Consider the following 21,258-nt stretch of genomic DNA (forward strand, 5'->3'; position numbering starts at 1 on the left):
GTGGAACCAGAGCCACTCGCGTGGCCCGGCTCCCGCGCGACACGCACGGCCGGACAGCCAATTCCACACGTGCGTGTGTGCACCACAGGTGGGGACGGGGGTTGCCCTCCCCCGTCCCCACACTAAACCCCCGTACTCGACGGGAAAAGAGGCCGACGGGACAGGCGTGCGCGCCACCCGGCCGGCCTCGCTCGCTATCTGCGCACCGTCACGGGCCTCGGCGAAGCGGCCAGGCCCTGCGACCCCTCCCACACACCCCCATCCCGGCCACCCGCACGGGTCCGGCCCCTCTAGGCTGGGCAGTCCGCCCGACGAGACGGCCGGGTCGTCACGCGCCCGATTTGGGAGCGCTCCCGGCCGTCGGGTGGCCCGCACCCGAGGAGAAATGCCCATGTCGATGCTCACCCGACGGCGACTGCTCCGCCGCGCCGCGCTCTCCGCCACCGCCACGGCCGGGGCGGGGACATCCCCCGTCACCACCGCCGCCGCGGCCGGGGCCACCGCCACGAGCTGCGACACCACCACCGGGCCGGACGCCGACCCGACGGCCGCCACCGCCGCGCCCGGCCTGCGCTTCCCCCGCGACTTCGGTTGGGGCGCGGCCACGTCGGCGTACCAGATCGAGGGCGCCGCGAAGGAGGACGGCCGGGGCGAGTCGGTCTGGGACACCTTCAGCCGTACCCCCGGCCGGACCCGCAACGGCGACACCGGCGACGTGGCCGCCGACCACTACCACCGCTGGGCCGAGGACCTGGACCTGATGCGCGACCTCGGCCTGCGCAGCTACCGCTTCTCCATCTCCTGGCCCCGGATCCAGGCCGACGGCACCGGCCTGCCCAACCAGCGGGGCCTCGACTTCTACCGCCGCCTCGTCGACGGACTGCACGAGCGCGGCATCGCCCCGATGGTCACCCTCTTCCACTGGGACCTGCCCCAGTCGCTGGAGGACGCCGGGGGCTGGGAGAACCGGGACACCGCCTACCGCTTCGCCGACTACGCCGACGCCGTCTTCCGGGGCCTCGGCGACCAGGTGCCGGTCTGGCTCACCGTCAACGAGCCGAAGACCGTGGTGCAGAACGGTTACCTCTGGGGCCACCACGCGCCCGGCCGGCAGGACCCGGAGGCGGCGTACCTCGTCGCCCACCACCTCCAGCTCGCCCACGGCCTGGCGGTCCGCGCGCTGCGCGCCGGCGGCTCGGACGCCCGCATCGGCCCGGCGCTGAACCTGCACCCCTGCTACCCCGCCGACGACAGCCCCGGCGCCGCCGCGGCCACCCGCCTCTACGACGGGTACGAGAACCGCCTCTACCTGGACCCGATCCTCACCGGCGCCTACCCGGCGGACGTGCTGGCCGACCTCGGCGAGGGCAGCCGGATGGCGCGCGGCATCGCCGACGGCGACCTGGAGATCATCTCCAGCCCGGTCGACCTGCTGGCCGTGCAGTACTACACCCCGATCTACGTCACCGCCGACGGCGGCACCACCCGGCGCTGGTCGACCTCCGAGGCCGACTGGCAGCAGATCTACCCGGACGGGATGTACGACGTGCTGACCCGGGTCACCCGTGACTACGGGCCGGTCCCGATCACCGTCACGGAGAACGGCCTGCCCTGCCCGGACGTGCTCGGCCCCGACGGCACGGTCGACGACGCCGGCCGGGTCGCCTTCCTGCGCGACCACTTCGCCGCCGCCCACCGGGCCATCGCCGACGGGGTGCCGCTGGAGAGCTACCACGTCTGGTCGCTGCTGGACAACTTCGAGTGGGACCAGGGGTACGACCAGCGCTGGGGGCTGGTCTACGTGGACTACGCCACCCAGCGCCGGGTCCTCAAGCGCAGCGCCCACTGGTACCGGGGCGTCATCCGCGACAACGGGCTCTGAACGGCCGACGGACCACCCGGGTGGCCGGACCGCGTGGGGGCGGTCCGGCAGGCCGGACGGCGTCGGGTCAGCGGGGCAGCGCCTGCTGCAACTCGGCGCGCAGCGCCGGGGTGAGCATCTCGCCCGCCTGCTTGGCCAGCCGGGCCATCTCGTAGCCCACCACGCCGATGTCGGCCTCGGACCCGGCCAGGGTGGCCAGGATCGAGCCGTCGCGGATCTGCATGACCAGGAAGTAGCCACGGCCCATCTCGACCACCGTCTGCTTGACGATGTCGCCGTCGAACATCTGCGCCGCCCCGGCGGTGATGCTCATCAGCCCGGAGGTCACCGCGGCGAGCTTGTCGGCGTGGTCGCGGGGCAGGTGCGCCGAGATGGCGACCAGCAACCCGTCGGAGGAGACCACCACCGCGTGGGCGACTCCCGGCACCCGCTCGGCGAACGCGTTGACCAGCCAGCTCAGGTCACGCGCCTCCTGGCTCAACGTCGTCACTGTCGTCCCCCTTCACTGCCCATGCCGCCCGGCGGCACGATTATCTCTCTGGTCTCCTCGGCCTCCGCCTGGCGGACGCCGCTGTACAGCCGCGACAGCATTCCGCCGACCGCCTCCGGGTCCGGGTCCTCCCGCGGGACCGGGACCGCCGCGCGGGCGGGCTCGGTGACGGCGGAGAGCTGCGCCATCGGCACCCGCACCGGGAGCCCCTGCGCGTTGGTGCCTCCGGTCACCGGCGTCGCGGGCGGCTCGGGCGTCACATGACCGGTCGAGGCGGGCGAGGACGGGGCCGGTCCCTGCCGCGACCACCAGCCGCCGCCGGCCGGCGCGGCCGGATCCGGCGCGGCCGCCGGGGCCAGCACGTCCTCGGCCCGCAGCGGCACCGGACGGCCCGCGACGGGCGTCGGATCGGGGCGGCGACCGGCCACCGGCAGCTCCGTCGGGTTCGGCCGACCCGCCCGGGGCAGGGTACGCCGCCGGGCCGCGCCGCCGGCCGAGGCGAGCATCCGCTGCGGCGCCGGCGGGTCCAGCTCCGGCGCGGCGGCCGGGGCCAGCAGCACCGGTGGGAGCAGGACCCGGGCGACCAGTCCGCCCGCGCCGCCGGAGAGGTGCACCCGCACCCCGTGCCGGGCGGCCAGGTGGCTGACCACGAAGAGACCCATCCGCTCGGAGGCGGCCACGTCGGCGGCCGGAGGCGTGGCCAGCACCTCGTTGGCGGCCGTCAGCGCGGCCGGGCTCATCCCGAGCCCCTGGTCGACGATCTCCACCAGGGCGCCCGGGCCCTCCCGGCGGGCGGTGACCCGGACCACCGTGTCCGGGCGGGAGAAGGCGGTGGCGTTCTCCAGCAGCTCGGCGAGCAGGTGCACCAGCTCACCGACGGCGTGGCCGACGACGTGCAGGTCGGCCACCACGTCGTGGCGGACCCGCTGGTACTGCTCGATCTCCGCGCTGGCCGCGAGGAGCACCGCGCCGAGCCCGATCGGGCGGTTCCACCGCCGGGTGGACTCGGTGCCGGCCAGCACCAGCAGGCTCTCGTCGTTACGGCGCATCCGGGCGGCCAGGTGGTCGAGCTTGAACAGGTTCTCCAACTGGTCCGGGTCGGCCTCCTCCCGTTCCAGGTCGTCGAGCAGCTCCAGCTGCCGTTCCACCAGCACCTGGCTGCGCCGGGCCAGGTTGACGAACATCGCGTTGACGCTGCGCCGGGTCTCGGCCTGCTCGACGGCGACGCTGACCGCGCTGCGGTGCACCGCGACGAACGCCTCGGCCAGCTCACCGATCTCGTCGAGCGAGGTCACCACCGGGGGCGCCACGTCGATCGCGGGCACCCCGCCCTGGACCTGGCGCAGCCGGTCCAGGGCGTGCGGAAGCTCGATCTGGGCGATCCGCAGCGCCTGCCCGCGCAGCAGCTGCATGGAGTTCGCGATGGACCGGCCGATCAGCAGGGCGAGCAGCACGGCCAGCCCCAGCACGACCAGGATGCCGCCCACCACCAGCAGGGTGGCCCGCAACTGCTCGCCGCTGACGTCGTCGGCGCGGGCCACCGCGTCGTCGAGCACCCGGGCCTCGATCTGGCGCAGCAGCTCCTGCCGCGCCGCGCTGGCGTCCCACCACTGCTCGGCGGGCAGCACCGCCGGACGGGCGCCACCGCCGGCGAGGCTGCGCTCCTCCAGCTTCGTCGCCGCGACGAAGGCCGGGTCGACGGAGGTGCGGTCGTAGAGCCGGATCTGCCCGGTGGTCGCGGCGACCCGGAACGCGCCGAGCGCGGAGAGCTGCTGGGCCCGCAGATCGGTGAGGGTGACCTGGTCGTCCAGGTCGTACCGGCCGGCCCGGGCGGCGGCGTACAACTCGGCGCGCACCCGCGACGACAGCTCCTTGACCCGGGCCAGCTGCACGTAGCGCAGCACGGCGTCGGTCAGCTCCGGCTGGCCCTCGCCCGGGGACGGCTCCGCCAGCAGATTGAGCAGCGCCTCGACGGCCCGGTGGTAGTTGCTCAGGATGGTGTCGTTGTTGAGCACCGCCGGCAGGATCGCCGCCCGGATGTAGCGCACCTGGTCGTACGCCTCCAGCACCTCGCCGTAGCCGACCCGCCAGGAGGCGTCGGCGTCGGCCAGCGGCTCGGCGGCCCGGCGCAGCTCGCCGACCGCCGCGTCGGTGGCGTCCTGCAACGGCCGCAACGCCAGCGCCGCCGCGGCCCGGTCCGAGGCGAGCCCGTCGCGGCGCAGCTCGGCCAGCTCACCGGCCGTCCGGTCGCGCTCCTGCTGGATCCGGTCCACCAGGACGGTGATCTGCCGCCCGATGTCGACCTGCTGGGCGAAGTCGCTCAGCGCGGTCGTCCGCCCCACCAGCGTCGTGGTCTGCACCCCGGCCAGCACCAGGAAGGCCACCGACGGGATCACCAGGACGGTGGCCAGCTTCGTCCGCATCCGCCAGTCGCGCAGCCGGAACGGCGAGCGCCGCCGGTGGGGTGCGACCCCGACGTCGGCCCGCCCACCGGGCTGCTCGCCGCCGGTCGCGTCGGGACCTGCGCCCACGCCTGCCTCCTCGGTCCCGCCCGACTCCCCCTCGCCGGGGAGCGGGGTCCATCCAACCAGGCCCGCGAGCTGTGTCAACGCCCCCCGGGGGCAACCCGTCGGGCCGGGACGCCGGAACGGCTCGGCGGAGCCGGGGAGCCGACCTCCTCCGTCCGGCCGGGGCCGGCGAACCGCCGCGCCTCGGCGACCCGCCCGAGCGCCACGAACGCCGCACCGGTGGCCCCGATCTCCGGCTCCGGGCGGTGCCGCACGGACCGTGGGGCGAGCGCCGCGGCGAACGCGGCCCGCCACCATCCGGACGCCGTCACCGCGCCCCCGCCCAGCACCACGTCGACCGGGGCGTCCACGACGGACTCCAGCACGGTCAGGTCGTCGGCGACCATCCGGCACAGCCCGCTCATCAGACCGGCCAGGATGTCCACCGCGGAGGTGGAGAAGCTGAGCCCGACCAGCTCGCCCGCGCCCGCCGGGGCCAGCCCCGGTGGGCGGTCGCCGCCCAGGCGCGGATTCGCCAGCACCAGGCCGTCCGGCGGTACGCGGGCCAGCGCGGCCTCCAGCTGCGCCCCCTGCGGCAGTCGCAGTTCCCGGTTCGCCCAGGCGAACAGGTTGCCGCCGCTGGAGTAGGCCGCCCCGGTCACCACGTGCTCGTGGTCGACCCGGTACCGCCACAGCCGCTCCGGCAGCGGCGGCAGCTCCGCCCCCACCGGGAGGCGCTGCACCAGCCGTACCGCGGCGGAGGTGCCCACGGTGACCGCGACCCGGCGCGCGTCGACGCAGCCGGAGCCCACGTTGGAGGCGGCGCCGTCGCCCACCGGGGCGGCCCACCGGGCGTGCGCCAGCTGGGGCCAGCGGCGGGCGTGCTCGGGGCGCAGCCGGCCGCGCCAGTCCGTCGGCGCCAGCTCGGGCAGCTCGCCCCGGCGGACGCCGGCCAGCTCGCAGGCCTCGGCGTCCCAGTCCGCCGTGCCCAGGTCGAGCAGCCCGGTGCCGGAGGCCATCGACACCGACATCGGCGCGGAGTCGAGCAGCTCACCCAGCGCGTACTCGACCAGGCCGGCGAACCGGGCGGCCGGGGCGTGCGCGCGCAGCCAGGGCAGCCGCACCGACCAGTAGCAGCGGTGCCACCAGGTGCCGGTACGCCGGTGGAAGGCCGCCGGGTCGGTCGGGCCGGCGGATCCGGCGGGCGGCTCGGGCCGGGTGTCCAGCCAGGTGAGCACCGGCCCGAGCGGGGCGCCCGCGGCGTCGAGCGGCAGCACCGAGTGCCACTGGGCGGAGACGGCGACCAGTTCCACGTCCCGCAGGTGCCCGCCCTCGGCCAGCTCGTCCAGGCACTCGACCAGGCACGCCAGGTAGCCCGCGCTGTCGAGCGTCCCGGCGCCGTCGTCGGTCACGTGCACCCGCACCTTGCGGCGGGCCAGGGCGCCCGGCAGCGGGTCCGCGTCGGCGTCGAGCACCAGCCCGCGCACCGAGGAGGTGCCGAGGTCGAGAGCGAGAATGTTCATCGCGGGTCACGGTACCCAACGGCGGGGGTGGCGACGCCATGATCGGGGCGTCGGCGCGCGCCGCCACGAAGTGGGAACGGCTGTGCGCACCGGCGCGGTCCCCGTATGGTGGCGGCATGCTCGCGCATCTGTCCTGCTGGTGGCCCGCCGACCCGGCGGCCACCTTCCGCGCGTAGCTTCCACGCGGCCGCCCGACGAGGCGGCCGCCGGTCTCTCCCCGGCTCCCGGGCCGCCCCGCCGGGCGGCGTACAGCCCCGGAGGAGATCCCGATGACCCGCCCGCACGACCTGCTCGCCGTCCTCGCCCGGGGCGGGGACCCCGGCCCGTTCGCGCTCGTCCGACGCGAGAGCGCCGACCACGTCGACCTCTTCACCGGCACGGTACGCGTCGCCGACCGGCTCGCCGACCTGCCGCTGCCGGACGGTCCGGCCGGCGCGCGGACGCTGGCCCTGGTGCCGTACCGGCAGATCACCGAGCGGGGCTTCGACTGCGTCGACGACGGCACGCCACTGGAGTACCTGGAGATAGCGGGGCACGCCCGGCCGACCCTCGCCGACGTCCTCGCCGCGCTGCCCGACGCCCCGGTGGTCACCACCGGCGCCGCCTTCGACGTCGCCGACGACGAGTACGCCCGCACCGTCGAACGGGTCCTCGCCGAGGAGATCGGCCGGGGCGAGGGGGCGAACTTCGTCATCCACCGCACCCTGCGCGCCACCGTGCAGGGCGCGCCGCTGCGGGCCGGGCTGGCGGCGTTGCGTCGGCTGCTGCGCGGCGAGCGGGGCGCGTACTGGACGTTCCTGGTGCACACCGGCACCCGGATCCTGGTCGGCGCGAGCCCGGAGCGGCACGTCAGCGTCGACGACGGGCTGGTCATGATGAACCCGATCAGCGGCACCTTCCGGCACGCCGGCGCCACCGCCGACCGGGACGCGCTGCTGCGCTTCCTGCGCGACCCCAAGGAGGTCGAGGAGCTGTACATGGTCCTCGACGAGGAGCTGAAGATGATGGCCACGGTCGCCGAGCACGGCGGCCAGGTGGTGGGGCCGTACCTCAAGGAGATGGCGCACCTGGCGCACACCGAGTACCTGCTCGCCGGGCGGGGCACCCGGGACGTCCGGGAGGTGCTGCGGGAGACGATGTTCGCCCCGACCGTCACCGGCAGCCCGATGCAGAACGCCTGCCGGGTGATCGCCCGGCACGAGCGCACCGGCCGCCGCTACTACTCCGGGGTGCTGGCCCTGCTGGGCCGCGACGCCGAGGGCCGGCAGACGCTGGACGCGCCGATCCTCATCCGGACCGCGGAGATCTCCCCCAGCGGCGAGCTGCGGGTGCCGGTGGGCGCGACCCTGGTGCGGCACTCCACGACCGCCGGCGAGGTGGCCGAGACGCACGCGAAGGCCGCCGGGGTGCTGGCCGCGCTGGGACTGGCCCCGCAGGCGCCCGCGCCGGGCCCCGAGGAGGCGGTACGCCTCGCCGACGACCCCGAGGTCCGCGCGGTCCTCGCCGCGCGCAACGCGCCGCTGGCCCGGTTCTGGCTGGACCAGCGCGCCCCCGGAGCGACCGTCCTGCCCGGACTGGTCGGGCGGCGGGCGTTGATCGTGGACGGTGAGGACACCTTCACCGGGATGCTGGCGCACCAGCTCGGCGCGCTCGGCCTCGCCGTCGACGTCCGCCCGTGGCGGCGACCCGGCCCGCTGGACCGGTACGACCTGGTCGTCATCGGTCCCGGGCCGGGCGACCCCCGGGCGGTGACCGCGCCGAAGATGGCCGCGCTGCGCGCGCTGCTGGCCGAACGGCTGACCGCCGGCCTGCCGACGCTGGCGGTCTGCCTCGGCCACCAGATCCTCGCCGGCCTGCTGGGGCTGCCGTTGCACCGCCGCGAGGCGCCGTACCAGGGGCTGCAACGGGACGTGTCGGTCTTCGGCACGCCCCGGCGGGTGGGCTTCTACTCCACCTTCACCGCGCTGGCCGACGCCGACCGGGTCGCCACCGGGTACGGGCCGGTGGAGCTGTCGCGCGACGCGGCCGACGGGGCGGTGCACGCGCTGCGCGGCGCCGGCTTCGCCGGGGTGCAGTTCCACCCGGAGTCGGTGCTCAGCCGCGACGGGCTGGCCGTGCTGGCGGACCTGCTCGGGCACCTGCTGGCGCATCCGGCGCTGACCGCGCATGGTTCGCCGGATCGCGGGTAGGGGGTGCGACGACCGGTGGACCGGGCGGGTCGAGAGCCCTCGCCCGGTCCACCGGTCCCCGGTGGACGTCAGCCCGCGGCGAGTCCCCGCTTGAGGGCCGCGCCCATCTGCACCGCCCGCTTCGCGGTCAGCGCGGTCGCGCCCAACGCCTTCTGGTCCGGGGCGATCTCGCCGTTGTTGCTGGTGTGCGACGCGCCGTACGGGTTGCCGGCGACGAACTGGCTCGGGTCGGTGTAGCCGGGGGTGACCACCACGCCGCCCCAGTGGTAGAAGATCGTGAACAGCGACAACAGGGTGGACTCCTGCCCGCCGTGCTCGGTGGCGGTGGAGGTGAAGCCGCTGTAGACCTTGTTCGCCAGCGCGCCGTTGGCCCAGAGCGGGCCGGTGGTGTCGATGAACTGCTTGAGCTGGGCGGCGATCATGCCGTACCGGGTGGGTGAGCCGAGGATCACCACGTCGGCCCAGGCGAGGTCGTCGATCTCGGCCTCCATGACGTCCTGCGTCTCCAGGCGGTGCGCCTGCCAACCCGCGTTCGAGCGGATCGCCTCATCCGGTGCCAGCTCCCGCACCTTGCGCAGGCGCACCTCGCCGCCCGCCTCACCGGCGGCCTCGCACGCGGCCTGCGCCATCTGGTAGGTGATGCCGGTCGCGCTGTAGTAGATGACCGCGACCTTGACCTGGCCGTCCATCAGACGTTCCTCCTCGATTCGGGTCAGCTCCGGCGACTACCCGGTAGTTGCCACGTCAAACGTCGGCCGTGGCATGCTCGGGGTGTGCGGATCAGGGCGGCGACCGACGCGGACTGGGCGGGCGTCTGGCCGTTCCTGCGTGAGATCGTCGCGGCCGGCGACACGTACACCTGGCCACCCGACGTCTCCGAGGCCACGGCGCGCGAAATGTGGCTGGTCCGGCCGCCCGGCCGAACGGTGGTGGCCGTGGACGCGGACGGCACGGTGCTCGGCTCGGCGAAGCTGGTGCCGAACCAGGCCGGCCCGGGCGACCACGTCGCCAACGCCAGTTTCATGGTGGCCCCGGCGGCGGCCGGGCGCGGCGTGGGCCGGGCGCTCGGCGAGCACGTGCTGGACCTGGCGCGCGCCGACGGTTACCGGGCGATGCAGTTCAACGCGGTGGTGGCGACGAACACCCGGGCGGTGGCGCTGTGGCGCGCGCTCGGTTTCGCGGTGGTCGGCCGGATCCCGGAGGGTTTCCGGCACCCGTCCGAGGGCTACGTCGACCTGCTGGTGATGCACCGGCGGCTCTGAGCGCCGGGCGGCCCAGCTCAAGATTTCCGCAAGTTCCGTGCCACGGTGGTGCCACGGCCGCCGCCGGCCGGGATCCTGTTCGCACGGGTGTCGGCGGCGCGGGACCGCCGGCGACACTCCGACGAACCTGAACGGGGGATCGCGCTCCGCTCGCGAAGCGGCGGGCGTAGCGCGATCAGGGGGCCCGTTCTTCGGCTGGGGGGCTCCGCCAGCGGGTCGACGGCCCGTCCTGCTCACTCGTTGAGCTTGTCGCGCAGGTCGTCGACCCGCTGCTGGAGGCGGTCCACCGCACCCTCGTCGTTGACAAACGTGGTGATCCCGGCGGCCAGGGCCAGCCCGAGCAGCACTGCCAGCGCGCTGAGCACCAGCCCGCCGACGGCCACTCCCCGACCGGTCACCCCGGGGCGACGGCTCATCTTCAGCCCGACGATCCCCAGGATCACCCCGATGATCCCCAGCAGCAGGCCGATCCAGGCCAGGATCGCGGTCAGCACGCTGAACAGCGCGGCCACCCCGAACACCAGGGCGAACGCGGCGGCGGCGCTGGTCTTGGCCGGCGTGCCGGTGGGCGCCGGCCGCACCCGGCCGGCACCCCGGGCCGGCTCACTGGACGCGGTCATCTCGTACCTCGCATTCGTCGCGTCGGTCGCGCGCGGCGCATTCCCGCTGTGCCGGCACCCATGCGTGCGCGTCGGCACACCGGTCGACGCCGCTGCTGCCATCCGTACCGGCCCGGTCGAATGCTGCTCACCGTCGTCGGGTAGCCACGTCGTGACCCACGAGAGGAAGGACGAACCATGCGACTGACCGAGCAGCAGATCCGTTCGCTGTACGGGCAGGACGTCCAGGACCGCACGGGTGCGAAGATCGGAAGTGTGGGCCAGGTCTGGGCCGACGCCGCCGGCGAGCCGACCTGGGTGAGCGTCAAGACCGGGGTGATGGGCCACCACGAGTCCATGGCGCCGCTGGCCGGAGCCGGCATGGCCGAGGGCCGGCTGAAGGTGCCCTACGACAAGGCGACCGTGCGCAGCGCGCCGTCCGTCGAGTCGGGCACCGAGCAGCCGCTCGACAGCGACCAACTGGCCCAGCTCTACCGGCACTACCAGCTCCAGCAGCAGGAGCGTCCGCCGCAGCGGATGCCGGGCTCGCCGGAGCTGACCCGGTCGGAGGAGCGGCTGCGGGTCGGCACCGAGAGCGAGCCGGCGGGCACCGCCCGACTGCGCAAGCACGTGGTCACCGAGGACGTGCACACCACCGTGCCGGTCGAGCACGACGAGGTCAGCGTGGTGCGTGAGCCGATCACCGCGGCGAACCGGGGTGACGCCCGGGCGGAGATCGGCGACGAGCAGCGGGAGATGGAGCTGCGCGCCGAGCGTCCGGTGGTCGGCAAGGAGCAGGTCCCGGTCGAGCGGGTCCGGCTGACCAAGGACGAGGTGGTCGAGGAGCAGCCGATCGACGCCCAGGTGCGTCGGGAGCTGGTCGACGCCGACGTGCCCGAGCGGGCGCGGCGACGCGGCTGACCGGAGCGAGGACCCGGGCGGGTGGGCCGACAGGCCCGCCCGCCCGGCCGTGCGCCCGGGGCGACGCCCATCGGGTCGTCGGTCGCGATCGACGGGCGGTCAGCCGAAGGGCGGACGCCGCCCGGCCCGGTGTCCCGGCGATGTCGGTGCCGCCTCCTATGCTGGCCCTCCACCGAGGAGGGGGCGATGGCGTGGACGTGCGGTTGACCGACGCCGAGGCGCTGGCGTTGCGGATGACCAGCCTGCTGCTGCGCGAGCACCCACGCGGCCGGCCGGACACCGTGGCGGGCGTGGTGGAGTGGTTCGGGGCCATGCAGGCGCAGGACATGGCGAGCGGGCTGTGGTCGTTGGGCGTACGGCTGCCGGGGGCCACCGTCGCCGACGTGCAGGCGGCGCTGGAGCGGCGGGAGGCGCTGCGCACCTGGCCGATGCGGGGCACCGTGCACCTCGTACCTGCGCGGGACGCGCGGTGGATGCTGGCGGTGACCGGCGTGCGGGCGCTGGCCGGCGTGCAGTCCCGCCGGGCGGCGCTGGGCCTGACCGAGGCGGAGGCCGACCGGGCGGCGGACGTGCTCGGCGCGGCGCTGGCCGGCGGCGGGCGGCTGACCCGCGCCGGGTGCCTGACCACCCTCACCGCCGCCGGCATCGACACCACCGGCCAGCGCGGGTACCACCTGCTCTGGTACGCCAGCCAGCGCGGCGTCACCTGCATCGCCCCGCACGTCGGCACCGAGCAGACCTTCGCGCTGCTCGACGAGTGGGCCCCCGACCCGCACCGGCCCGACCGCGACGAGGCCCTGGGCATCCTCGCGCTGCGGTACTTCCGCAGCCACGGGCCGTGCACCCGGCAGGACTTCGCCGGCTGGACGGGGCTGACCGCGACCGACGCCAAGCGGGCCATCGCGGTGGCCGGCGACGACCTGGCCACGGTACGGGTGGGCGAGACGGAGGCGGTGCTGGACGCGGCCCTGCTCGACGCGCCCCGGCAACCGCTGGACGACGTGCTGGCGCTGCCCGGCTTCGACGAGTACCTGCTGGGCTACAAGGACCGCGCGTTGATGCTCGACCCGGCGCACAAGCAGGCGGTCGTCCCGGGCGGCAACGGCGTCTTCCAGTCCACCGTGGTGCGCGGCGGCCGGGTGGTCGGGACGTGGAAGCGGACCATGGGCAGGACCCGGGTCGGCGTGACGGTGCGCCCGTTGGTCGACGTCGACCGGGCGCCGGTCGAGGCGGCGCTGGGCGGGTACGCCCGTTTCGTCGGCCTGCCGCCGAAGCTGAGCTGGCCGGACTGAGCGCCCGTCCGCCGGCCCCGGCCGGCCGAGCGCCCGCCGCGTGGCCGGTCGTCGCCCTCCTCGACCGGGATGCCGGCAGGGCACGACGTACGGCGCGGGGACCGGCGGTGAGCCGGTCCCCGCGCCGTCGTGGTCGGTCAGTCGGCGAGCGCGCCCGCCGAGCGGCCCTCGTGCAGGGTCAGGTTGCGCCCGCTGGTCGGGTCGAACAGGTGGATCTTCTCCAGGTTGAACCAGACCCGGCGGTTCTGACCCTCGCGCACCGGTGACTCGGCCGACAGCCGGGTCACCAGGCTCGCTCCCCCGCCGGTGAAGTCGGCGCCGGCGTCGGCCGCCAGCTCCTCCAGCTCGGCGGCGCTGGCCCGCTCCCCCTCGACGCTGAAGTAGACGTACTTGTCCGAGCCCATCGACTCGACGATGTCCACCGGCGCCTCGAACTCCATGCCCCGGCGGCGGGTGTCGTCGTCGATCAGCTCGGCGTCCTCGAAGTGCTCGGGCCGGATGCCGAGGATCAGCTCGCGGGGCGCGTCGGCGGAGTCCAGCTCCCGGCGGATCCGCTCGCCGATCGGCACGTCACCCAGCGCCGTCCGCAGCGTGCCGTCCTCCACCGCGGCGTGCAGGAAGTTCATCGACGGGGAGCCGATGAAGCCGGCGACGAAGAGGTTGCGGGGGTGGTCGTACAGCTCCTGCGGCGGTCCGACCTGCTGCACCGCACCGCCGCGCATGATGACCACCCGGTCGCCGAGGGTCATCGCCTCGGTCTGGTCGTGGGTCACGTAGACGGTGGTGGTGCCGAGCTGTTTCTGCAGGCGGGACACCACCGTGCGCATCTGCACCCGCAGCTTGGCGTCCAGGTTGGACAGCGGCTCGTCCATCAGGAACGCCTTGGGCTGGCGGACGATCGCCCGCCCCATCGCCACCCGCTGCCGCTGGCCGCCGGAGAGGTTGGCCGGCTTGCGGTCCAGCAGCGGGGTCAGCTCCAGGACCTTCGCCGCCTCCTCGACCTTGGTGTCGATGGTCGCCTTGTCCATCTTCGCCAGGCGCAGCGGGAAGGCCATGTTCTCCCGCACCGTCATGTTCGGGTAGAGCGCGTACGACTGGAACACCATCGCGATGTCCCGGTCCCGGGGGGCCTTGTCGTTGACCCGCTGCCCGCCGATGCGCAGCTCACCGGAGCTGATGTCCTCCAGCCCGGCGATCATGTTGAGGGTGGTCGACTTGCCGCAGCCCGACGGGCCGACCAGGATGACGAACTCGCCGTCGGCGATCTCCAGGTCGACGTCCTGCACCGCGACGGTGCCGTCCGGGAACCGCTTGCTCACCTTGTCCAGCACGATGTCAGCCATTGTTGTCACCTATCCCTTGACGGCGCCGGAGGTCAGGCCGGAGACGATGCGGCGCTGGAAGAAGAGCACGAACAGGATGATCGGAATCGTGATCACCACGGCGGCGGCGCAGATCGCCCCGGTGGGGTCCTCGAACTGCGACTCGCCGGTGAAGAACGACAGCGCCACCGGCACCGTACGGGCCCGCTCGGTCGAGGTGAGCGTGATGGCGAACAGGAAGTCGTTCCAGCAGAAGATGAAGACCAGGATCGCCGTGGTGAACAGCCCCGGCGCGGCCAGCGGGGCGATGACCCGCCGGAACGCCTGGCCCTGGGTGGCGCCGTCCATCTTCGCCGCCTTCTCCAGGTCCCACGGGATCTGCTTGAAGAACGCCGACAGCGTGTAGATCGCCAGCGGCAGCGCGAAGGTGATGTACGGCAGGATCAGCCCCGGCCAGGTGTCGAAGATGCCGAGCTGCCGCTCGATCTCGAACAACGGCGACACCAGCGACACCTGCGGGAACATCGCGATCAGCAGGGAGACCCCGACCAGCAGCTTCTTGCCGGGGAAGTCCAGCCGGCTGATCGCGTACGCGGCCATCGCGCCGAGCACCACCGCGATCAGGGTGGCGATCAGGGCGATGCCGATCGAGTTGACCAGGGCCCGGACGAACTGGTCGGTGGAGAAGATCGACCGGTAGTTGTCCAGCGTCCACTCCCGGGGCCAGAACTTGCCGTCGGTGAGGGTGGCCGGGGTCTTGAACGACAGCGAGGCGATCCAGAGCACCGGGATCAGCGCGAAGACGACGACGATGACGTCCAGCAGACCCCAGCGCAGCTTCGCCCGCGTGGTGGTTTCGACTGACATGTCAGCGCCTCTCCCCGTCGTCGCTGCCGGGGGCAGCGGTGCCGAACAGCTTCACGAAGACGAAGGCGATGATCGCCACGGTGAGGAAGATCAACACCGACATCGTCGACCCGATGCCGAGGTTGAGACCCCGGATCAGGTTGTTGTAGGCGAGCATCGACACCGAGGAGGTCTCGTTGCCGCCGGCGGTGAGCACGAAGATGTTGTCGAAGACCCGGAACGCGTCCAGGGTGCGGAACAGCAGCGCGACCAGGATCGCCGGCTTCATCACCGGCAGCATCACCTTGGTGAACCGCTGCCAGGCGGTGGCGCCGTCGGTGGAGGCGGCCTTGAGCAGGTCCTCCGGCACCAGCGCCAGCCCGGCCATCAGCAGCAGCGCCATGAACGGGGTGGTCTTCCAGATCTCCGCCAGCATGATGATCGCCAGCGAGCTGGCCCGCTCGGTCAGCGGCGCCCCGTCGGAGAAGAGGTTGGCCAGGTAGCCGGTGCCGGGCGTCCAGGCGTACCGCCAGGAGAACGCGGCGACGACCGTGACGATGCCGTACGGGATCAGCGCCGCCGTGCGGACGATGCCCCGGCCGACCAGGGTCCGGTGCATGACCAGCGCCAGTCCCATGCCGAGCACCAGCTCGACCGCGACGGTGACCACCGTGATCAGCATGGTCACCCCGAACGCGGTCCACCAGAACTCGTTGGTGAGCACGGTGACGTAGTTCTCCAGCCCGATGAACTCGCGCTGGTCGGGGAAGCGCAGGTCGAACCGCTGCAACGACAGCCAGACCGAGTAGATGATCGGGTACGCGGTGACCAGCACCATCACCAGCGCGGCGGGGGCGCAGAGCAGCCAGCCCAGCCGCCGCTCGGCCTTCTTGTTCTCGCTCAGCGGGCCCTTGGCCCGGCGGGAGGCCCGCTGCGCCGGCACGGTGGCGTGCCGGCCGGTGGGGCGTTCGGCCTCGGCGCTCACCTCGGCGCCGGCCGGTGTGGCGTTGACGCTCATGCGGTCACCTCCGGGCGGTCGCCGGTGCGGGCCGGCACGGGGCGGTGGGCGGTCACGGCAGGACCCCCTTCGACTCCAGGGCGTCGGCGATGGCCTGACGCAGGTCGTCGGCGGTCCGCTCCGGCTCGATCGCCGAGGGCGGCGACAGGATCGCCGACATCACCGTGGAGATGCTCTGGTACGCCGGGGTCAGCGGTCGGACCGCCGGCTCCTTCAGCTCCTCCAGGATGGTCTCCTTCATCGGGTACGCCTCGGCCATCTCCGGGTCGTCGTAGACCTTCTCGATGGTCGGCGGCACGCCGTCGTTGATCGCGGAGAACTTCTGGTTCTTCTCGTTGCGGATGCACCGGGCCGCCTCGAAGGACTCCGTCGGGTACTTGGAGTACGCGCTGACGGCCATGTTCACCCCGCCGATGGTGACCTTGCTGGGGGTGTTCGCGTCGATGCCCGGCACCCGCGCCCACTTGACCTTCTTCGCCAGCTCCGGATCGGCCTCCTGCAACGCCGGGTAGACGAAGGGCCAGTTGACCTGGAACGCGCCGTCGCCGGACTGGAACTCCAGCCGGACCGGGTCCTCGGTGGCGTTGCTGAACGACGGCGACGTCACGCCCGACGTGGCGAACCGCTTGAGCTGGTCGAGCGCCTTGACGGTGCCCTCGTCCATCACGGCCTGCTTGCCGTCGTCGCTGAGGATCTTGCCGCCGGCGCTCTCGGCCAGGGTGTTGTAGAGGACGACCAGGCCCTCGTACTGGGCGCCCATGGTGAGCACCTGGTACGGCTTGCCCTGCCCCTTGAGGTCCTGGGCCACCTTGATCATGTCGTCCCAGGTCTTCGGCGCCTCGGGCACCAGGTCGGTGCGGTACCAGAGCAGCTGGACGTTGGTGTTCTTCGGCGCGCCGTAGAGCCGGCCCTCGTAGCGGGCGGTGTCCAGCGGGCCGCTGAGCGTCCCCTGCTCCACCTCGGCCTTGTCCTGGCCGGTCCACTCGCGGATCCAGTCCGCGCTGGCGAACTCCTGGGTCCAGGTGACGTCCAGGCCGAGCACGTCCATGCCGCTGTCCTCGGCGGCGAGCCGGCGGACCAGCTGCACCCGCTGGTCGTCGGCCTGCCGGGGCAGCACCCGGTACGCGATCCGGTAGCGGCCCTGCGCCTGCGCGTTGCAGTCGTCGACCACCTTCTGCAGGTTCTGCTCCGGCGGGTAGTACAGGTTGATGGTGGGCGTACCGCCCTCGTCACCGGAGCCGCACGCGGCCAGCGGCGCGAGCAGCGCCAGCGCGGCCGCGGCCGCGCCGACCCGCACACCCGGGCGGCGCCGATGTCGGGTCGCTTCGGGGTCCCTCGTCATCGCCCTCCCCCTCTTCTTCGGCGATAGACCGGGGAAGACACCCGTGCCCCGGCGCACGGCGGAACGTCTCCGGGGAGGATCAGGTTGCGGAGATCCCCTGCCCCGGACGTTTCGTGCGCCTACACTGCCCGACCTGCGAAGTCGCGAAACCTGGCCGACAGGAGACCGGACCGACAGCCCGCACTGTGGCCCGGATCACCGCCGGGCGACGGATCCGCGCCGGGCGACGGAGTCGAGTTCGGCGTCGGGGCAGGGGGTGGGTGCCGGATGGCGGGCCGGCTCGCGCGCGACGGCGCGACGGCGCACCCGCCCGGCATGATGAGGCGATGATCGCGCGCTTCAAGGACCTGTGCATGGACGCCGCCGACCCCCACGCGCTCGGCGGGTTCTGGGCCGACCTGCTCGACGGCGACCTCGTCGACACCGGCGACGGGGACGCCCGGATCGACCCGCGCGCCGCCGGCCCGTCCGCCGAGTCGATCTGGGTGAACCGGGTACCCGAGCCGCGCACCGGCAGGACCCGGGTGCACCTGGACCTCCGGTTGGCCGACACCGGTCCACAGGGGCTGTCGGCGGCCGGCGCGCGACTGGTCCGCGAGCCGGACACCGAGATCGACTGGTGGGTGCTGGCCGACCCGGAGGGCAACCAGTTCCGCGCCTTCGCCCGCCGCGGGGACGCCCGGCCCGGCGTCTTCCGGCTGGTGGTGGAGAGCGCCGACCCGGTCGCCCAGGCGAGCTGGTGGGCCGGCGTGACGGGCGGGACGGTGGAGACCTCCCCGGAGGGGCCCGCGTCGGTGACCGACGCCGCCGGTTTCCCCTGGGAGCGCTGGGTGTTCGACCCGGTGCCGGAGCGCAAGCGGGTGAAGAACCGGGTGCACTGGGACGTGGAACTGACCGGCCCGGACGCCACCGCGCTGATCTCGGCCGGCGCGACGCTGCTGCGCGAGCCGGACGAGCGGATCGGCTGGTGGGTGCTGGCCGACCCGGAGGGCAACGAGTTCTGCGCCTTCCGCCCACGCCCCACGACCTGACCGGCGTGTCCCACCAGGTGGGCGTGGTGGGGCTACCCTGCGCCCGCCCGGTGGACTAGCGTCAGGTCAGCTCCCCCGCCAGCGCGTCGCCGTCGAAGTCGATACGCCTCCGGCAGACCCCCAGCCCGCCCGATCGGTTGGTTCTCGCGCGAACTCCCCTCTGCCGTTCCACCGGTTGGGCAGGATCGTCACCAACGAGGAGGTGCCGTCGTGCAGGACACCCGCGCTCTCGCCCTGACGTTCGAGGTGAGCGGCCTGCCACCGGTCAAGACCGAGGCGCTGTCCATCTTCGCCGCCGGACACCGGCAGGCGACGAGGGTCCGCGCCCTGCTCCAGGCGGCCTGTGCCGCGGCCCAGCGCACCGGCTGGACGCCGCTGTCCGGGCCGGTCGAGGTCGACCTGATCCTGCGCTGCCCGCCCGGGCACCGCACCTCGGACGCCAGCACCCTGCTCGGCGGGGTGTGCGCGGTGCTCCAGGACAAGAAGCGGGTCGCCAACATCGGGCTGGCCCACCTCGGCGTCCTGGTCGACGTCGCGCTCTACGACGACGACCGGCAGATCCGGCGACTGTCGTACGTCGAGGAGCCCGCGGAGGACTTCTCGTACCAGGTGCGGGTGGCCGCCGTACCGGTCGTGGTTTGACCGTCGCCCGCGATGGGGTATCGCGGACGCCGACGAAGGGAGCGCCGATGTCGGAGCCACATGTCACGTTGGACCCGCGCGGGCTGGACCCGGTGCAGCAGAAGCTGCGCGGCCCGTTGGAGGACCAGCTGACCTCGGCTTTGCAGGCGGCCACGGACCGGGTCCGCGCCAGCTACGCCGGGGAGCCGGTCGAGCAGGTCTGCCAGCGGTTGCTCGACGAGACCCGCTCGGGCCTGCACCCCGACATCGCCGCCGGGTTCACCCCGGACATGGACGAGTTCTGCCGGGTGGCGGTGGCGATCGTGCGCGGCGAGCTCTCCTGACCCACGCGTGGACCGACCACGCCGGCCCGCTGCCGGCGTGGTCGGTGCCATTCCGAGGATGTGCGCGCCCGGGCGCTTTCCGGCGGCCGCGAAATGGCGATCCACAATTACGGCGGGCCGATGTAACGCGGGCGGGGCGGGCGACGCTTCTGTTTCCCGGGGATCGGACCGGCACCGGCGACAATTGTGCCGGCGGGTCAGGACCGGGTCCGCAACTCCCCGGTCCTGACCGCCAGCCGTCCGGCGTGGTAGCGGAATTCGCCGATGGGCGCGGCGGGCGTGGCACGCCGCTCACGCCGGGCCCATCTCGGCGAGCCGGCCCGCCTGCACTCAGCTCCACGGTGCCCAACTACCGGACTTCGGCGCGTTCGGCGACTCACCCCGAAGAGCCGCGAACGCGCGCCCAGGTTAGGCAGCCGAGGGCCGGCCGGACAAGCATTCCGGGGCCCTGGGGAATGTGATTGACACCAATTCTGAATTGCGGCATGTCCACGTAACGTCGTCAGCCGGCCTGACGCTGTTTCCCCTCGAAGTGATCCGTCTGCTCACCCGCCGGCGGGGCGGCGGAGAGCGCTCCCGCCCACCACGCCCCGACGATCGAGGCGAGCGCCACCAGGTGCAGCAGCCGTACCCCGGCGGGCCCGGGGACGGCGGCGGACGGCAGGCCGGGCAGCACCGCCGCCCCGACGCCGGTGACGACGAGCGCCGCGCCCCAGAAGGCGGCCGGCCGGGCCGGCGGCGCCGGTGGGCGGACCCCGTCGAAGATCTGCCCGCGGCGCGCCGCCCGCCACGCCAGCGCCAGCACGACGACGCCGCCGACGGCGCTGCCGACCAGGTCCGAGGCCGTCCACCAGTGCACACCGGTGGCCGCGTGGAAGTCCCGCACCCCGACCAGGCGCAGCCACCGTTCGGTGTGCATGACCCGGTCCCAGGCCACATGGCTGAACGCGCCGATCAGCACCGAGCATACGGTGACCTGCCAGGGATGGCGGACCGTGCCGAGCGCCGCGTAGTCGCACCAGGCGAAGACCCGCCGGGCCGGCAGGTGCACGGCGACACCGGCGACGACCCGACGGACGATCCAGGCGTACGCCAGCGCCACCGGCAGGCACCACCACAGCAACCCGCCCAGCGTGTGGGGCCGCATGCCCAGGTCGAGACGGGTGCCGCTGAACAGGTACGCCACGTCCGGCGCCACCGCGCCGGTGGCCAGCGCCACCCCGTCGAACCAGTGCGGTCGCCACAGTTTCAGCGGCAGCACCGGCGCCAGGTGCGACGGGAAGGTCAGGGGCACGAGCCGGACGTTACCCGGCGCGGGCCGCTCAGAAGTGCCGAAGCAGGTCGGTGAACTCCTTCAGCACCAACACCCCGGAGTCGTCCGGGTCGAGTTCGTCGTGTTCGAGCACCCAGGTGTTGTCGTTCGGGATGAGGACCGCGTTCATCCCGGCCGCCCGGGCCGGCAGGATGTCCGACCTCGGGGAGTTGCCGATCATCCAGGAGCGCCCCGGCTCGAAGGCGTGCTCGCCGATCAGCCACCGGTAGGTCGCCACGTCCTTCTCCGGCACGATGTGCGCGGCGTCGAAGTGGTGCAGCAGGCCGCACGCGTCGAGCTTGCGCTGCTGCTCCTCCCGCTCGCCCTTGGTCAGCAGCAGCAGCTCGTACCGGCCGGCGAGGGCGTCGAGGGTGTCCGCGACGCCGGGCATCAGCTCGACCTGGTGGGCGATCAGCGCGGCGGCCAGTTCGTCGATCTCCCGGCGCTCCCGCTCGGTGGCCGGGCGCTCCCGCAGCCGCTCCAGGCACTCGCCCAGGCTGCGCAGGAAGACCTTGCTGCCGTACCCGTGCACGACGGCGTTGGCCCGCTCGATGTCGTCCAGGACGGCGCGGATCTCGGCCCGGTCGAGCGTGGGATGGGCGAGCCAGTCCAGGAAGTCGTCGATCACCCGCTCGAACACGACGTTGTTCTCCCAGAGCGTGTCGTCGGCGTCGAAGACGAGCACCGCCGCGTCCCGGCGCTGTTCCATCGGTCCCTCCCGGTCAGGCGTTCGGCGCCACGCTACTGCGCGCCGTCG

The 21,258-nt window shown here is 73.7% G+C and carries 19 protein-coding genes; 8 read left to right on the forward strand and 11 right to left on the reverse strand.

Annotation, left to right across the window (positions count from 1 at the left end; genetic code table 11):
* Positions 1 to 391: 391 nt before the first annotated feature.
* Positions 392 to 1,882, forward strand: coding sequence for a GH1 family beta-glucosidase (locus GA0070614_RS05985; RefSeq protein WP_088975014.1), 1,491 nt, complete (start codon positions 392 to 394; stop codon positions 1,880 to 1,882).
* Positions 1,883 to 1,949: 67 nt separating this feature from the next.
* On the opposite strand, the gene GA0070614_RS05990 is transcribed toward GA0070614_RS05985, so the two are convergent.
* The 3 genes from GA0070614_RS05990 to GA0070614_RS06000 all read right to left on the reverse strand — a co-directional run bounded on the left by GA0070614_RS05990 (position 1,950) and on the right by GA0070614_RS06000 (position 6,402).
* Positions 1,950 to 2,372, reverse strand: coding sequence for a roadblock/LC7 domain-containing protein (locus tag GA0070614_RS05990; protein ID WP_088975015.1), 423 nt, complete (start codon positions 2,370 to 2,372; stop codon positions 1,950 to 1,952).
* On the reverse strand, positions 2,369 to 4,903 hold the full coding sequence (locus GA0070614_RS05995) for a sensor histidine kinase (RefSeq protein ID WP_088975016.1): 2,535 nt from the start codon (positions 4,901 to 4,903) through the stop codon (positions 2,369 to 2,371). Before GA0070614_RS05995 ends, GA0070614_RS05990 begins: the two co-directional genes overlap by 4 nt.
* A gap of 74 nt (positions 4,904 to 4,977) precedes the next feature.
* On the reverse strand, positions 4,978 to 6,402 hold the full coding sequence (locus GA0070614_RS06000; protein ID WP_088975017.1) for an FGGY family carbohydrate kinase: 1,425 nt from the start codon (positions 6,400 to 6,402) through the stop codon (positions 4,978 to 4,980).
* A gap of 269 nt (positions 6,403 to 6,671) precedes the next feature.
* On the opposite strand from GA0070614_RS06000, the gene GA0070614_RS06005 reads away from it, so the two are divergent.
* Entirely contained in the window at positions 6,672 to 8,591 is a 1,920-nt protein-coding gene (locus GA0070614_RS06005) for an anthranilate synthase family protein (RefSeq protein WP_088975018.1), read from the forward strand.
* Positions 8,592 to 8,659: 68 nt separating this feature from the next.
* On the opposite strand, the gene wrbA is transcribed toward GA0070614_RS06005, so the two are convergent.
* Positions 8,660 to 9,280: an NAD(P)H:quinone oxidoreductase gene (gene wrbA / locus GA0070614_RS06010; protein WP_088975019.1), complete on the reverse strand. Its 621-nt coding sequence runs from the start codon at positions 9,278 to 9,280 to the stop codon at positions 8,660 to 8,662.
* 84 nt (positions 9,281 to 9,364) lie between these two features.
* Between wrbA and GA0070614_RS06015 the strand changes: the two genes are divergently transcribed.
* Positions 9,365 to 9,853 carry a GNAT family N-acetyltransferase gene (locus GA0070614_RS06015; RefSeq protein ID WP_088975020.1) on the forward strand — a complete coding sequence of 163 codons (489 nt, stop codon included), beginning with the start codon at positions 9,365 to 9,367 and terminating at the stop codon, positions 9,851 to 9,853.
* Between the two features lie 233 nt (positions 9,854 to 10,086).
* Here GA0070614_RS06015 and GA0070614_RS06020 read toward each other — a convergent pair whose 3' ends face one another.
* Positions 10,087 to 10,473 (reverse strand): DUF4190 domain-containing protein, encoded by a 387-nt coding sequence (locus GA0070614_RS06020; protein WP_088975021.1) that lies wholly within the window; start codon positions 10,471 to 10,473, stop codon positions 10,087 to 10,089.
* 177 nt (positions 10,474 to 10,650) lie between these two features.
* Here GA0070614_RS06020 and GA0070614_RS06025 point away from each other — a divergent pair, with 177 nt between their 5' ends.
* Positions 10,651 to 11,373 carry a PRC and DUF2382 domain-containing protein gene (locus tag GA0070614_RS06025; protein ID WP_088975022.1) on the forward strand — a complete coding sequence of 241 codons (723 nt, stop codon included), beginning with the start codon at positions 10,651 to 10,653 and terminating at the stop codon, positions 11,371 to 11,373.
* Positions 11,374 to 11,606: 233 nt separating this feature from the next.
* Positions 11,607 to 12,665 carry a winged helix DNA-binding domain-containing protein gene (locus tag GA0070614_RS06030; protein WP_088979256.1) on the forward strand — a complete coding sequence of 353 codons (1,059 nt, stop codon included), beginning with the start codon at positions 11,607 to 11,609 and terminating at the stop codon, positions 12,663 to 12,665.
* Positions 12,666 to 12,802: 137 nt separating this feature from the next.
* Here GA0070614_RS06030 and GA0070614_RS06035 read toward each other — a convergent pair whose 3' ends face one another.
* Genes GA0070614_RS06035 through GA0070614_RS06050 form a run of 4 tightly spaced genes read right to left on the reverse strand, consistent with a single transcriptional unit; the run spans position 12,803 to position 17,193 of the window.
* Entirely contained in the window at positions 12,803 to 14,008 is a 1,206-nt protein-coding gene (locus GA0070614_RS06035) for an ABC transporter ATP-binding protein (RefSeq protein ID WP_088975023.1), read from the reverse strand.
* A 9-nt stretch (positions 14,009 to 14,017) separates the two neighbouring features.
* On the reverse strand, positions 14,018 to 14,854 hold the full coding sequence (locus tag GA0070614_RS06040) for a carbohydrate ABC transporter permease (protein ID WP_088975024.1): 837 nt from the start codon (positions 14,852 to 14,854) through the stop codon (positions 14,018 to 14,020).
* A gap of 1 nt (position 14,855) precedes the next feature.
* Complete coding sequence (locus tag GA0070614_RS06045; RefSeq protein ID WP_088975025.1) at positions 14,856 to 15,851, reverse strand: carbohydrate ABC transporter permease; 996 nt, start codon at positions 15,849 to 15,851, stop codon at positions 14,856 to 14,858.
* Between the two features lie 52 nt (positions 15,852 to 15,903).
* Entirely contained in the window at positions 15,904 to 17,193 is a 1,290-nt protein-coding gene (locus tag GA0070614_RS06050) for an ABC transporter substrate-binding protein (protein ID WP_088975026.1), read from the reverse strand.
* Between the two features lie 326 nt (positions 17,194 to 17,519).
* On the opposite strand from GA0070614_RS06050, the gene GA0070614_RS06055 reads away from it, so the two are divergent.
* The 3 genes from GA0070614_RS06055 (at position 17,520) to GA0070614_RS06065 (ending at position 19,189) form a co-directional block, all read left to right on the forward strand.
* A complete protein-coding gene (locus GA0070614_RS06055) occupies positions 17,520 to 18,224 on the forward strand; it encodes a VOC family protein (RefSeq protein WP_088975027.1) in 705 nt (234 codons plus the stop codon).
* A 210-nt stretch (positions 18,225 to 18,434) separates the two neighbouring features.
* Positions 18,435 to 18,866 (forward strand): RusA family crossover junction endodeoxyribonuclease, encoded by a 432-nt coding sequence (locus GA0070614_RS06060; RefSeq protein ID WP_088975028.1) that lies wholly within the window; start codon positions 18,435 to 18,437, stop codon positions 18,864 to 18,866.
* A gap of 47 nt (positions 18,867 to 18,913) precedes the next feature.
* The gene (locus tag GA0070614_RS06065) at positions 18,914 to 19,189 is read left to right on the forward strand and encodes a hypothetical protein (RefSeq protein ID WP_088975029.1); all 276 of its coding nucleotides are present in this window, start codon (positions 18,914 to 18,916) and stop codon (positions 19,187 to 19,189) included.
* A gap of 502 nt (positions 19,190 to 19,691) precedes the next feature.
* On the opposite strand, the gene GA0070614_RS06070 is transcribed toward GA0070614_RS06065, so the two are convergent.
* The gene (locus tag GA0070614_RS06070; protein WP_088975030.1) at positions 19,692 to 20,483 is read right to left on the reverse strand and encodes a DUF4184 family protein; all 792 of its coding nucleotides are present in this window, start codon (positions 20,481 to 20,483) and stop codon (positions 19,692 to 19,694) included.
* Positions 20,484 to 20,511: 28 nt separating this feature from the next.
* A complete protein-coding gene (locus GA0070614_RS06075; protein WP_088975031.1) occupies positions 20,512 to 21,210 on the reverse strand; it encodes an HAD family hydrolase in 699 nt (232 codons plus the stop codon).
* Positions 21,211 to 21,258 lie beyond the last annotated feature (48 nt).

The sequence above is a fragment of the Micromonospora coxensis genome (genome assembly GCF_900090295.1).
Lineage (GTDB): Bacteria > Actinomycetota > Actinomycetes > Mycobacteriales > Micromonosporaceae > Micromonospora > Micromonospora coxensis.

Coding starts and splice junctions, on each gene's coding strand:
- GA0070614_RS06050 (WP_088975026.1), bottom strand. CDS start 17,193: ATGACGAGGGACCCCGAAGCGACCCGACATCGGCGCCGCCCGGGTGTG.
- GA0070614_RS06055 (WP_088975027.1), top strand. CDS start 17,520: ATGATCGCGCGCTTCAAGGACCTGTGCATGGACGCCGCCGACCCCCAC.
- GA0070614_RS06065 (WP_088975029.1), top strand. CDS start 18,914: ATGTCGGAGCCACATGTCACGTTGGACCCGCGCGGGCTGGACCCGGTG.
- GA0070614_RS06030 (WP_088979256.1), top strand. CDS start 11,607: ATGACCAGCCTGCTGCTGCGCGAGCACCCACGCGGCCGGCCGGACACC.
- GA0070614_RS06000 (WP_088975017.1), bottom strand. CDS start 6,402: ATGAACATTCTCGCTCTCGACCTCGGCACCTCCTCGGTGCGCGGGCTG.
- GA0070614_RS06025 (WP_088975022.1), top strand. CDS start 10,651: ATGCGACTGACCGAGCAGCAGATCCGTTCGCTGTACGGGCAGGACGTC.
- wrbA (WP_088975019.1), bottom strand. CDS start 9,280: ATGGACGGCCAGGTCAAGGTCGCGGTCATCTACTACAGCGCGACCGGC.
- GA0070614_RS06035 (WP_088975023.1), bottom strand. CDS start 14,008: ATGGCTGACATCGTGCTGGACAAGGTGAGCAAGCGGTTCCCGGACGGC.
- GA0070614_RS06005 (WP_088975018.1), top strand. CDS start 6,672: ATGACCCGCCCGCACGACCTGCTCGCCGTCCTCGCCCGGGGCGGGGAC.
- GA0070614_RS06075 (WP_088975031.1), bottom strand. CDS start 21,210: ATGGAACAGCGCCGGGACGCGGCGGTGCTCGTCTTCGACGCCGACGAC.
- GA0070614_RS06020 (WP_088975021.1), bottom strand. CDS start 10,473: ATGACCGCGTCCAGTGAGCCGGCCCGGGGTGCCGGCCGGGTGCGGCCG.
- GA0070614_RS06040 (WP_088975024.1), bottom strand. CDS start 14,854: ATGTCAGTCGAAACCACCACGCGGGCGAAGCTGCGCTGGGGTCTGCTG.
- GA0070614_RS06045 (WP_088975025.1), bottom strand. CDS start 15,851: ATGAGCGTCAACGCCACACCGGCCGGCGCCGAGGTGAGCGCCGAGGCC.
- GA0070614_RS05985 (WP_088975014.1), top strand. CDS start 392: ATGTCGATGCTCACCCGACGGCGACTGCTCCGCCGCGCCGCGCTCTCC.